General features: G+C 69.2%; 10 protein-coding genes and 2 pseudogenes. 4 read left to right on the plus strand and 8 right to left on the minus strand.

Annotated elements, in window-relative coordinates:
* The first annotated feature begins 22 nt into the window (after positions 1-22).
* Together ACJ9NR_RS39350 and ACJ9NR_RS39355 are read left to right on the plus strand one after the other, a co-directional pair.
* Complete coding sequence (locus ACJ9NR_RS39350; RefSeq protein WP_412494404.1) at positions 23-1,036, plus strand: aldo/keto reductase; 1,014 nt, start codon at positions 23-25, stop codon at positions 1,034-1,036.
* Entirely contained in the window at positions 1,027-1,749 is a 723-nt protein-coding gene (locus ACJ9NR_RS39355) for a FadR/GntR family transcriptional regulator (protein ID WP_412494403.1), read from the plus strand. Before ACJ9NR_RS39350 ends, ACJ9NR_RS39355 begins: the two co-directional genes overlap by 10 nt.
* 136 nt (positions 1,750-1,885) lie before the next feature.
* Here ACJ9NR_RS39355 and ACJ9NR_RS39360 read toward each other — a convergent pair.
* From ACJ9NR_RS39360 to ACJ9NR_RS39385, 6 genes and pseudogenes are all read right to left on the minus strand, one after another.
* A pseudogene (locus ACJ9NR_RS39360) lies at positions 1,886-2,107 on the minus strand (aldo/keto reductase); the annotation flags it as partial.
* Between the two features lie 35 nt (positions 2,108-2,142).
* A pseudogene (locus ACJ9NR_RS39365) lies at positions 2,143-2,376 on the minus strand (PfkB family carbohydrate kinase); the annotation flags it as partial.
* A 32-nt stretch (positions 2,377-2,408) separates the two neighbouring features.
* The gene (locus tag ACJ9NR_RS39370; RefSeq protein WP_412494402.1) at positions 2,409-4,397 is read right to left on the minus strand and encodes a DUF8034 domain-containing protein; all 1,989 of its coding nucleotides are present in this window, start codon (positions 4,395-4,397) and stop codon (positions 2,409-2,411) included.
* 8 nt (positions 4,398-4,405) lie between these two features.
* Positions 4,406-5,260, minus strand: a complete 855-nt coding sequence (locus tag ACJ9NR_RS39375) for a carbohydrate ABC transporter permease (RefSeq protein ID WP_412494576.1) — start codon at positions 5,258-5,260, stop codon at positions 4,406-4,408.
* A gap of 106 nt (positions 5,261-5,366) precedes the next feature.
* Positions 5,367-6,281 carry a carbohydrate ABC transporter permease gene (locus ACJ9NR_RS39380; RefSeq protein ID WP_412494401.1) on the minus strand — a complete coding sequence of 305 codons (915 nt, stop codon included), beginning with the start codon at positions 6,279-6,281 and terminating at the stop codon, positions 5,367-5,369.
* The gene (locus tag ACJ9NR_RS39385; RefSeq protein ID WP_412494400.1) at positions 6,278-7,642 is read right to left on the minus strand and encodes an ABC transporter substrate-binding protein; all 1,365 of its coding nucleotides are present in this window, start codon (positions 7,640-7,642) and stop codon (positions 6,278-6,280) included. Before ACJ9NR_RS39385 ends, ACJ9NR_RS39380 begins: the two co-directional genes overlap by 4 nt.
* 314 nt (positions 7,643-7,956) lie before the next feature.
* On the opposite strand from ACJ9NR_RS39385, the gene ACJ9NR_RS39390 reads away from it, so the two are divergent.
* Positions 7,957-8,718 (plus strand): FadR/GntR family transcriptional regulator, encoded by a 762-nt coding sequence (locus ACJ9NR_RS39390; RefSeq protein ID WP_412494399.1) that lies wholly within the window; start codon positions 7,957-7,959, stop codon positions 8,716-8,718.
* Here the strand turns inward: ACJ9NR_RS39390 and ACJ9NR_RS39395 are convergent.
* Positions 8,682-9,191, minus strand: a complete 510-nt coding sequence (locus ACJ9NR_RS39395; RefSeq protein WP_412494398.1) for an SGNH/GDSL hydrolase family protein — start codon at positions 9,189-9,191, stop codon at positions 8,682-8,684. The genes ACJ9NR_RS39390 and ACJ9NR_RS39395 overlap by 37 nt on opposite strands.
* A 501-nt stretch (positions 9,192-9,692) precedes the next feature.
* Positions 9,693-10,835 carry an FAD-dependent oxidoreductase gene (locus ACJ9NR_RS39400; RefSeq protein ID WP_412494397.1) on the minus strand — a complete coding sequence of 381 codons (1,143 nt, stop codon included), beginning with the start codon at positions 10,833-10,835 and terminating at the stop codon, positions 9,693-9,695.
* Positions 10,836-10,947: 112 nt separating this feature from the next.
* Between ACJ9NR_RS39400 and ACJ9NR_RS39405 the strand changes: the two genes are divergently transcribed.
* Positions 10,948-11,646 (plus strand): TetR/AcrR family transcriptional regulator C-terminal domain-containing protein, encoded by a 699-nt coding sequence (locus ACJ9NR_RS39405; protein ID WP_412494396.1) that lies wholly within the window; start codon positions 10,948-10,950, stop codon positions 11,644-11,646.
* Positions 11,647-11,966: the final 320 nt, after the last annotated feature.

Genomic DNA, 11,966 nt, shown 5'->3' on the forward strand with positions numbered 1-11,966 from the left:
CCCCTGTCCCCAGGAGTACGCCTTGCACCAGCGGAAGATCCAGAACACGTCCGTCGCGCTCACCGGGCTCGGCTTCGGGGCCTCCGTGATCGGCAACCTCTACCGGGTGACCGACGCCCATGTTGCCTCGGCCGCCCTCGACGCGGCCTGGGAGGCGGGCATCCGCTACTTCGACACCGCACCGCACTACGGCCTCGGCCTCTCCGAACGCCGTCTGGGCGCCGCCCTGCGCGACCGCCCGCGTGCGGAGTACGTCATCTCCTCAAAGGTGGGACGGCTGCTGGTGCCCAACGAGCACCCGCGGGGCGTCGACACCGAGGGCTTCGTCGTACGCGACGACCTGCGCCGGCAGTGGGACTTCAGCCGCGACGGCGTACTGCGCTCCATCGAGGACACGCTGCGGCGCACGGGCCTGGACCGCCTCGACATCGTCTATCTCCACGACCCCGACGACCACTGGCGGCAGGCGGCCGAGGAGGCCATGCCCGCCCTGGCCGCCCTGCGCGAGCAGGGTGTGATCGGGGCGATCGGCGCCGGCATGAACCAGTCCGCCATGCTCGCCCGGTTCCTGCGCGAGACCGCCGCTGACGTGGTGATGCTCGCCGGGCGCTACACCCTCCTCGACCAGTCCGCCCTCGACGACGTCCTGCCCGCCGCCCGCGACCTCGGCAAGAGTGTGGTGGCGGTGGGCGTGTTCAACTCGGGACTGCTCTCCCGGGACCGGCCTGCCGAGGGCATGAAGTACGACTACCACGACGCCCCGCCGGCTCTGGTCGCCCGTGCCCGGGCGATCGCCGAAGTCTGCGAGTGGTACGACACCACCCTGCCCGCCGCCGCGATCGCCTTCCCGTACACCCATCCCAGTATCATCAACGTCACCCTCGGCATGCGGACTGCGCAACAGGTCGGACGAAACGTGGAACTCCATGATCAGCACGTCCCGGACGGCCTCTGGGACGATCTACGCGCGCAGGGGCTGATCAGGGCGGACGTGCTCGCGGGGCACGGTGGAGGGAGGGATGTGCGGTGTCTCTGACGGACAAGGCCATCGAGCAGATCCGTGAGCTGATCCGTACCGGTGCCCTTCCTCCGGGCTCGAAGCTCCCACCAGAGCCGGACCTGGCCGCGCAGCTCGGCCTGTCCCGCAACCTCGCCCGCGAGGCGGTCAAGGCACTGGCCGTCGCGCGGGTCCTGGAGGTTCGCCGGGGGGACGGCACGTATGTGACCAGCCTCCAGCCGAGCCTGCTCCTGGAGGGGCTCGGCGGTGCGGTGGAACTCCTGCAGGGCGACTCGGTCGCCCTGCAGGACCTCATGGAGGTACGCCGACTCCTCGAACCCATGGCCACGGCCCTTGCCGCCACGCGGATTTCCGATGAGCAACTGGCCGAGGTCAAGCAGCACCTGGACGCCATGCGTGAGGCCCGCGACAACGTCGAACGGCTCAACGCCCACGACGCCGCCTTCCACCGCGCCGTCGTCTCCGCCACGGGCAACGAGACCCTCCTCACCCTCCTGGAAGGGATCTCCGGCCGCACCCTGCGCGCCCGTATCTGGCGCGGTCTGGTCGACGGCAAGGCCGCGGGCCGCACCCTCGCCGAGCACGAGGCCATCTTCAACGCCCTGTCCACCCGTGACGCCACTCTCAGCCAGGCTGCGGCACTGCTGCACGTGAGCAACACCGAGCAGTGGCTGAGGGAGCATCTGCGCTCGGGTGAACCGCTGCCCTTCGGGACGACAGCGGGGAAGTGACGGGCGAGTGCCGACATTCTCCCGGGACCGGAGCTGGGAGGGCTGAGGTCCCGGGATCGAGGGGCATCCGGGCGGCCGGTCCGGCGGGGAGGGGCGGCCACGAAGCACCTTCGCTTTCCCGAGACCTCTTCCCGGGGCGGGGCCGGTCGCGCAGGGCGGCGCCCAGACGGCGTTCGGAGAGGCCGAGGCCGTAGTGCGGTGCGGTGTCGAAGTAGCGGATGCCCGCCTCCCAGGCCGCGTCGAGGGCGGCCGAGGCAACATGGGCGTCGGTCACCCGGTAGAGGTTGCCGATCACGGAGGCCCCGAAGCCGAGCCCGGTGAGCGCGACGGACGTGTTCTGGATCTTCCGCTGGTGCAAGGCGTACTCCTGGGGACAGGGGTGGGGGACGTCGGTCAGCGTCTGACGTGGGCCGACCCGCCGTCGATGAGTGCTTCGACCTCGGCGAGGGAAGCCATGGAGACGTCTCCGGGCGTCGTCATGACCAGGGCACCGTGGGCGGTGCCGTAGGCCAGGGCGCGCTCCAGGCCGGCGTCGTCCAGCAGTCCGTGGATCAGGCCGGCGGCGAAGGCGTCGCCGGAGCCGATGCGGTCCAGGACGTGCAGGCCGGGCATGACGGGGCCGGTGACGTGAGAATCCCCTCCTTCAGCAGGCGGAGAAGTCAGCCCGATTCCCCTGTCGCGGATGAGTTGGCCTGCTCGGCCGTGGCGTCGAACGGTCTGCGATAGCTGGGTGTGCGCGTGCGCATCCCGAGCCGCAGGGTGAGCCGGATCCGGGTGGAAGCGGGCAGACGGACCGTCAGGAAAGGTGAGCCGCACGGGACTTCTGTCTCGGAGACCACCGGCTCGGCGTGGCCGTAGTCGTACATGTCGCCGATCCAGCCGTCGTCCGGGCAGATCGTGTAGCGGACGCCGGTGATGGTGTGCTCGGCGAACGCGCCCGCCTGGACGATGACCGTGCGGTCGGTGCCGGGGGAGAGGTTGACCAGTTCGACGGTGGTCGCCTCGGGGTCGATGGAGGTGACCAGGGCGGCGACATCGGCGGGCAGACCCGCGCGGCGGGCGTCGGCGTCGTGGTAGCGCAGCCGCGCCTGTTGTAGACCGCCCTGGTACATCACCTGCGGGCCGCCCCAGGTCAGCTGCACCAGGGCCTCGGTGACCACCGGGTTGCACTGCTGCCACACGTGGATGTCGGCCTCGGGCACATCCAGGTCGCGGTAGCGGTCGATACGCCGCAGCCGGTGCCTGGCCTGGGCCTGGGCGGCCGTGAGGATCCGCTCCGGGTAGCCGGGGTCGTCGCCGGCGAGGAAAGCGAACCACGCCTTCTCGTGCCCGGACTCCTCCTTGGCGCGGAACGGGCGCACGGTGCGCCAGTCGATGCCGTCGGCCTCGCGCAGCCGTTCGAGGCGGGCGCGGTCGGCCTGCGAGGAGGTGTGGTGCCACAGGGCGACCGGCACGGGGGGCGTGGAGGGGTTGTAGTCGAACCAGCCCGAGTCGTTGTGCCGGAACGGCAGGTGGAGCGTGGGCGTGTCACGGTCCGGGCCGAGTTCGGCCACCCACTTGGAGGGCAGGCTCGAGTCGGCCTCGGTGTGGGGCATGACCTTGCCGCGGTCGATGAGGGCGTCGAGCGAGGTCGCGACCATGGAGAGGTAGTCGTCGTCCCCGGTGACCGTCGCTGCCGCGAGTGCCGCCACGCAGGCCGCGTGTCCGACACTGTGCCAGCCGTGCGGCCAGGACCAGCCGTAGTGGCCGCCGTACCAGCGGCCCTCCAGCAGGCTGCCGACGACGCCGTCCGGGCCGACGTTGTCCGGGATCAGGCCGCCCTGTTCCCGGGTGCGCTGGCGCCAGGCGCCCACGTAGTCGACGATCCAGTCGCGGTAGCGCTCCTCGCCGGACAGGATCCAGGCGTTGAGGACCAGTCCGGCCGCGGCGAGGTTGAGAGCGGTGTCGCCGACGCCCATCCGGTCCCGCATCTGGTCGCCCAGCCGGGGGTCCGCCGACAGCGGGAAGGGGCCGTCGGCGGCTTCGGGCAGCCAGTCGAGCGGGTAGCCGTAGGTCTGTGCCTCCTTCGGCAGCCAGGGGTAGACGTCGCCGTCGAACAGGCCGGTGCGCTCGGGGTCGCTGCCGTTGTGTGGGCGGGTGATGATGCGGTGCTCGGGGTCGTAGTTGCCCTTGGCGGGGTCGACGTAGAACTCGGCGAAACGCAGGGCCCGTTCGGCCCAGCGCTCGGGCGCGGCCATGCACAGGAAGTAGAGCAGCAGCAGGCTCTCGCCCTGGTGGAACCAGTCGTAGCCGCGCTCGTACTCGTCGCGCAGCATGTTCAGTTCGGTCAGCTGACTGGTCACGCCCTCCCAGTGCCGCTCGCTGGCGGGCAGGAGGTCGTCGGCACCGCCGAGCAGGTACAGCTGGGGCCAGTTGAAGAAGACCTCGTAGAAGTCGTCCACGCCGTCGCGGCTGGTCAGGTGTCTGTTGTAGTTGAGTCGGCCGTCGGGGCCGGTGAAGGCGTGCTCGAAGCGGCGCCAGGCGTGGTCGAGCAGGTCGAACAGGGCGCGCTGTGCGACGGCCCAGCCGGGGGGTTCGAGCAAGGGGACCGTGGCCTGGACATCGGGTGTCGAGGCGTCGGAGGTGTCGGGGTGTGTGCTGAAGGGCATGGGAGCGGTCACTCCTTGGTGGCGCCGGCGAGCATTCCGCTGACCAGGTAGCGCTGGGCGAACAGGAACACGACGAGCACGGGGGTGATGGCAACCAGCGTCGCCAGTGCCAATTGCGGGCGCTGGATCGCGAGTGTGCCGACGGTGGGGTTGAACGACGGCACATTGCTCAGGAGACTGCCGACGCCCACCTGGATCGGCATCTGGTCGCTCTCGGGGAGCATCACGTAGGGCAGGAAGTAGTTCGTCCAGTTGGCGACGAAGCTGAAGAACCCGACCAGCGCGATGACGGGGGTCGCCAGGGGCAGGGCCACGTGCCGGAAGACGCCGAACTCGGAGCAGCCGTCGATCCGGGCCGCGGCCAGGAGGTCCGTGGGCACGGCGGTGGTGAAGTAGATGTACGTCAGGTACACCCCGAAGGGGTAGAAGGAGTACGGCAGGATGATCGACCACATGGTGCCGATCAGGTGCACCGCGTTGATCTCCAGGAACAGCGGTACCACCAGCGTGGCGTTGGGCATCAGCATCACGACGAGGGTCGCGATCAGCAGCGTGTGCCGGCCGCGGAACTGGGTCATGGCCAGCGCGTATCCGGCCGGGACGGCCAGGCAAAGGGTGATGACCAGGGAGATCGCGGCGTAGAGGGCGGAGTTGCGCAGCCACAGCAGGATGGCGTCGTCCTGGAAGGCGGTGAGCGCGTGCCAGTTGGCCGACAGCGCGTGCCAGGATCCGAAGGACAACGGGTTGTCGTGGACCAGTTGCTGGTCGGTCTTGGTCGCCGCGAGCAGCAGCCACAGGACCGGCAGCACGAAGAAGACCACGAAGACGGTGAGTGCCGAGCCGGCCAGCAGCCGGGACGTCATGCGCCGCGGGCGCCGGCCGCGCTGCCGCGGTTCCCCGCGGCGGCTTCGGCTGATGATGTTCGTCTCCCGTTCCGCGCTGGCGGTGGCAGGGGGAGTGGGTCGGGTGTCAGTCGGCATCGAAGAACCCCGACCGTGCGACGAAGACACCGGCGACCGACACGCTGACGACCAGAAGCTCCACCGAGACCGCGGCCGCGCCGTTGATGTTGTTCATCTGGAAGGCGAAGTCGTACGTCAGCTGGTTGAGCGAGTAGTCGCGGCCGGCCACGCCCGTGCTGGCGAGGGAGAGCAGCTGCGGCTCGACGAAGAGCTGGGCGCCGCCCGCGAAGGCCAGGATCACCATGTACACGATCCACTTGCGCAGCATGGGGATCTGGACCCGCCAGGCGGTCTGCCAGCCGTTCGCGCCGTCGATGCGGGCGGCTTCCATGACGTCCTTGGGGATGTTGTTGAGCGCGCCGTACATGACGACGATCCAGCCGCCCGCGCCGGTCCAGAACGCGATGATCGTGAACAGCAGCGCCAGATTGCCGGGGGCGATGACCTCACCGAAGGTGTGGAAGCCCAGTGTCTCCAGCAGGGAGCTGACGGGGCTGACCGTGGGGTCGAGCATGAACAGCCACACCAGGACGCTCGCGGCGCCGGCGAGTGCGCCGGGGATGTAGTAGAGGAAGCGCAGCGCCTGGCTGACGGGACCGGAGGACAGCCGGTGCAGGAGCAGCGCCAGGACCACCACGAACACGACGAGGGACAGGAGCCAGAAGAGCAGATACAGGGCCACGTGGCCCAGGGAGTCGACGAAGCGGAAGTCCTGTGCCGTGGTGGCGAAGTTGGAGAAGCCGGTGAAGGCGCCTCCGGCGTTCGTGAACGCGAAGTAGATGGCGTAGCAGGTGGGGAGGACGCCGAAGGCGATCAGCAGCAGTGCGTAGCCGGCGACGAATGCCATGCCGGCCCGGCTCTGCCGGGAGGTGCCGCGAGGGCGTCCCCGGACGGAGCCGGCCGAGGAGTGCGTGAGCGTCACTGGGAAACCTTGTATCCGTCGGCCTTGGCGTACTTGACGATCGAGTCCTGCCAGGCGGGCAGCATCGATTCGATGGTCTTGCCCTGCGTCAGGCCGGGCTTGACGGTGGCCGCCCAGATCGCCTCCTGGCTGAACTGGCCCGACCCCCAGTCCGACCACACCTGCGAGGAGGCGTCCTTGAGGGCGGTGAGGCCGCCGGCGAAGTAGCCGGAGGTGGCCTGCGCCTTCAGCCAGTTCTCGGCGGCGGGCGCGTACGCCGGGAAGCCGGGGGCCTTCTCGCCCTGGTAGGCGTTGTCGGTGGTGACCCACTTCAGGAAGTCGGTGGCCGCCTTGATGTGGGTGGAGTGCTTGGACAGCAGCCAGGTGCCGCCGCCGACGTTGCCGGTGGAGGGGGAGGTGTCGCCCTGCCACTGCGGTATGGGTGCGACCGCGATCTGCTTGGCCGGCGTCTTGAGTCCGTCCTTGAAGACCGCGCCGCCGTACCAGGCCGGGCCGGGCATCAGCAGGACCTTGTCGGCCTCGTTCTTGGCGAAGTCGGTGCTGAAGACGCCGCTGATCGACATGGACTTGTTCTTGATCAGTACGTCCATCAGTGTGGCCATCTTGGTGCAGGCTTCGCTGGTGGTGTTGACCGAGACGGCCTTGGGGCCGGTGATGTGGTTGGCGCCGCACTTGCTCGCCCACAGGTAGATCTCGGGAGTGAAGGAGTCGCCCGCGTCGCCGACGAGGTAGCCGGGGTGCTCCTTGGCGACCTTCTCGCCGAGCGCCTGGTACTCCTGCCAGGTCGTGGGGACCGTGTAGCCGAACTTCTTCAGCAGTGGCGCGTTGTACCAGAGCACCACCTGGGAGAGGTCGTTGCGCAGGCAGTAGAGGGTCCCGTCGACGGTGCAGACGTCGTTGGCGCCCTTGGCGAATCCGCCGAGGGTCGCCTGCGGGATCAGGCCCTTGTCGAGCGGTGCCGCGAAGCCCGCGTCGACGGCCCAGCTCGCCTCGTTGTTCTGGGAGCTGAAGACGACGTCCGGCCAGCCCTTGCCCGTGCGGTTGAACAACTGCACCTTGGTCTGGAGGTAGTTGGAGCCGTTGGCGTCACCGTCGTAGCTGACGATGTCCATCTTCACGTCCGGGTGCTGCGACTGGTACAGCTTTGCGGCGTCCATGCGGGTCGCGTCCACCCAGACGGTCAGCGCCCCGTCTTTCTGGGCGGCCTGCGCGAATCCGTCCTTGGCCGTGCCGGTCGCGCCGCCACTCCCGCCACAGGCGGTCACGGTGAGCAGCACGGTGACGGCACAGCCGGCCAGCAACGCGGCACGTCTCCCGCTGGTCCCTGTCTCCTGGGCGACCGAAGACCTGTAGACGGACATGAGCGACTCCACTCGGTTTGCATGAGGCTGACGGCTCTGTCATTACCGCTGCGGAAGAAATTAGCCGCCACATCAGAGGATGCGTCAAGGGGTGTGTACGGCTTTTTCGGGCGCCATTAGACGTGCGAGAGCTACGTCAGGGCTGCTCTAGGGCAAAAGGACCTGAACAACTAGTCATATATGGTGCAAGTCGCACAGAAGGATGCGATCAAGTGTCTGAAGAATGAGTACGACTTATATTGAGCTGAGGTACGATGGGCATGGCTTCAAAGCAGATCAATCACTCTCGTCGCAGCCACCCGGAGGCAGGACACATGAACGACACGCCCGCCGTGCCAGCAGTGGTGAACGGCGCGGACGAGCGGCGCGACTACCGGCCCGGATACGAGGTCGTGGCGGAGCGGATCCTCGAGTTCATCGCCGAGGAGCGCCTGGTACCCGGTGACCGGATGCCCACGGAGAACGACTTGGCCCAGCAGTTGGACACCAGTCGGGCGGTGGTCAGGGAAGCCGTGAAGATCCTCTCGGCGCTCGGCCGGGTGCGGGCGCACAAGGGGCGCGGACTGTTCGTCGCGGATGACGACGGCATGCTGATCACCAGTCGCTGGGGCGGTTTCTTCCGGCCCGTGGACCTCGACCACGTCCTCATGCTCTTCGAGTTTCGCCGGGTCCAGGAGATGGCCGCCGCCAGGTTCGCGGCCACCCGTGCCACGCCGGCCGAACTACGCACCATCGAGGTCGCGATGCAGCAGTGCCGGCTCGGGTACGTCCATGGCGAGGTCGCCGTCTTCAACCAGGGCGACGACGACTTCCACGCGGCGGTGGCGGCCGCCTCGCACAACACGTTCCTCGGCAGCGCGGTGCGCGACGCCCGCCGACTGCAGCGCCAGTCCAGCGCGATCGGCATCCACAACACCCTCGGCGAAGGCACTCCGGCCGCGGTCGAGGAGCACGAGGCCATCTACCGCGCCATCCGCGACGGCCACCCCGACGAAGCGGCCGAGGCCACGGCCGTGCACCTGGACCGGACCCTGGAGGACTACCGGCGGGAGATCCAGCGGCGCCTGTTCGGCTGATTCTCCTGCCAGGACATGCGGAGGGGCAGCACCGCGATCGGCTGGGCGAGGGCCGGTATCTCGTCCAGCGGCGTGATTCTGCCGGGAAGGCTCCAGTCGTTGCTGTTGTAGGCGATCACCAGGTGCGTCACGCCGTGGGTTGCGAGCACGTCCTCATCGAACCGGGACAACCCGGCCCGGACCCATGACGGAGTCGCCGACGGTGCGTCGAGCCGGATTCGGTTTCCTGCGATTCCCCGGTTGACGACGGCGATCCTGGTATCAGCGGGAAGCCGGGCTGCGGTGTACTGCGGCCACCCCATTGCCGTGCTGGATGCCCCGAGGCATACGACCACCGCCTTCGCCTCGGCTCCGGCCACCTCGAAGGTGCGCAGGAAAGGACCTCCCGGAGGCAGGGACCAGCCGTTCCCGTCGGGCTCGGGTCCGGTGCTGGTGCTGGTGGCAGGGAATTCGCGCGATGCGTCGGCCTCCACCTGCGCCGATCCTTCGAGCGGGAACGCGCGTGATCCTACGAAGTCGCCCGGCAGGGACCGGTTGAACGTGGCTCCGTTCGCTGACGTGTAGGGCGTGAACTCGGGCAGATGCAGGTCGACGACGATCTCGTCGCCGTGGCTGACGGTCAGGTCGACCGGGTCGGTCCACCGCGACGTGCCGACCGGGATCTCTCGATGACTGCCCGTCGATGGAGACCTCGACGAACCGTCCGCAGACTCCGATGGCCCTTCGCGCGATCCGAACGGCGCCGTGTCCGAAGAGATTGGACAGCTCTACCCGGACGCGGCTGCCGCCGATGCTCGCGGGCACGGTCAGGCGGACGGTGACATCGTCGAGGGGCGGTCCGTCCTCCTCACCGCGGAAGTCGGTCATGGCCTGGGTCCCGCCGGCGCCCAGCCGCCCGCGCCGTCATCGGTCTCGTGTGTCCTCAAGCTCGCCTCTTTCTTCGTCTGCTGTGGGTCGGCTGTCGGGCGTGGATGTCACTCGGTCTGGTCGGCGGCGGTGAAGAGGTCGAGGAATCCGGACGGTGCGTTGTCGCCGATCATGAGGTCCAGCATGTCGTGCGCCTCGGCGTAGAAGGGTTCGGTTCGGGGGAACAGCGCCTCTTCGTAGGCGGTGAGAGCCGCCTCGACGTCGTCGGGGTGGGCGGCGATCGCCTTGCCGAGTTCGGCGCCGTCGAACATCGCCAGGTTCGCGCCGTCACCGGACGGCGGCATCAGGTGGGCGGCATCGCCGAGGAGCGTCACTCCGGGCACGCGCTCCCATCGGTGTCCGTCCGGGAGTGTGTGGATCGGGCGGGCGACCGGAGCGGTCGCGCCGTCGGTGATCAGCGCGGTGAGCTCCGGGGCCCAGCCGTCGAACTCGGCCGCGATCCGGGCCGTCGCGGCGGTGGCGTCGGTGAAGTCGATGGCGGCGATCCACTCGGCGGAGCGGTTCAGCTCGACGTACGTGTGCAGGATGTTCCCCGCCTCGCGGTGCGCGATGATCCCCTTGCCCGGAGCCAGCGCGTACATCGCGCCGGCACCGACCGCTTCGGCCGCCGCGGGGTGCCGTGCGTCGGCGTCGTACAGGTAGATGTCGATGAATGTCGTGCCGGTGTACCGGGGTTCGGCGTCGGAGAGCAGCGGGCGGACCTTCGACCAGGCGCCGTCGGCGCCGACGAGGAGACCGGTGGTCACGGTCGAGCCGTCGGTGAAGGTCAGCTCGTGTCGGCCGTCGCCGAGGGTCCGGACGCCGGTGGCCTTGTGTCCCCACCGGACCGTCTGATCGGGCAGGGAGTCGAGCAGGATCCGGCGCAGGTCTCCGCGGAGCACTTCGGGACGCCGCCCCGCGCCGTCGTCCGGGGCCTCGAACAGCAGCTTGCCGCCCTGGTCGAACAGGCGCGAGGCCTCGGCGCCCTCGTGGATGATCGCGCGGAACTCGTCGGTGAGGCCGGCGTCGGCGAGCGCGCGCTGCCCGTCGGTCTCATGGATGTCGAGCTGGCCGCCTTGCGCGCGGTACTTCTCCGAGGGATCGGCCTCGTAGACCGTCGCCGGGATGCCGTGGACGTGCAGGACCCGGGCGAGAGTCAGGCCGCCGAGGCCGGCGCCGACGATGGCGATCGGGTGGTGGCTGGTGTTCATGGGCTTCCTCGTTTCCGCACGGCGCAGCGTCGGGCACGCACCCGACATCAATATGGACCGGCGTTCCATTAGCAATATGGAACACCGCTCCAGGGCGTGTCAAAATGAGGTCATGCAGCGGACGCGAGGAAGAGCACCTTCCGGGGGACGCGCCGGCGCCCTCTCGCAAGAGTTGATCGTCGGCGCGGCCGTCTCACTGCTGGACGAGCTGGGCGAGCGGGGGCTCACCTTCAGGCTGCTGGCCAAACAGCTGAACACCGGGACCGGCGCGCTGTACTGGCACGTGTCGAACAAGGACGAGCTGGTCGCCCTGGCCGCCGATCAGGTGCTCGGCCATGCCTTCGCCTCGCACCCAAGCCCCGAGGAAGACGCCGGCTCCGGGCTGCGCGCGCTTGCCGTCGCCGTCTACGACGCCCTTGACCGGCACCCGTGGGCGGCGTCCCACGTTTCCGCGCCACCCACGCTGGCGAACGCGCTGCGCCTGCTCGACCGCATCGGCACCCTGGTCGCACGCACCGGGCTGCCGGCCGACCGGCATTTCGCGGTCTCCACCGCGATCTCCTACTACGTCACCGGCGTCAGCGCTCAGATCATCGCCCCGCGCACCACCCCCGACGCGGCCGTCAGCCGCGACGACTTCCTCGCCCGGACCGCCCAACGCTGGGAAGAACTCGACCCGGCCGACTACCCCTTCCTGACACGCACCACCCACCACCTGCGCAACCATGCCGATCGTGACCAGTTCATCGCCGGCCTCGACATGCTCCTGGTCGGCCTGAACGCGACCACGGACCCGCGACCGCCCGCATGACGCCGCAATCCAGGCGGTACGGAATCGATCGCTTGGCCGACCGCGCCGCTGTGCACCGTGGCGAACTGTGGGCAGCGGACTTTGGCGAGGCACCTGGACCACAGCAGCGCCGAGGGCGGGACGTCCCGGGCGTCACGCCGGGACTGCGGCTGACTCCCCTTGCGGGGCGCGCGGGCCGGGCGGGCGTGTCCAGTGGCGGATGGCCGGGCCGCGACGCCGCCCGCGCGCTGCTCACCTCGATCGGCATCGATCCCGCAGCCGTCTAAGCGTCATGTCCGACCGTCTGCGCATCATCGGGGTGGAAGAGACCGCCGTCGTAG

Origin of the sequence: Streptomyces sediminimaris (genome assembly GCF_047049295.1) — a bacterium.
In the GTDB taxonomy this organism is placed as follows: Bacteria; Actinomycetota; Actinomycetes; order Streptomycetales; family Streptomycetaceae; genus Streptomyces; species Streptomyces sediminimaris.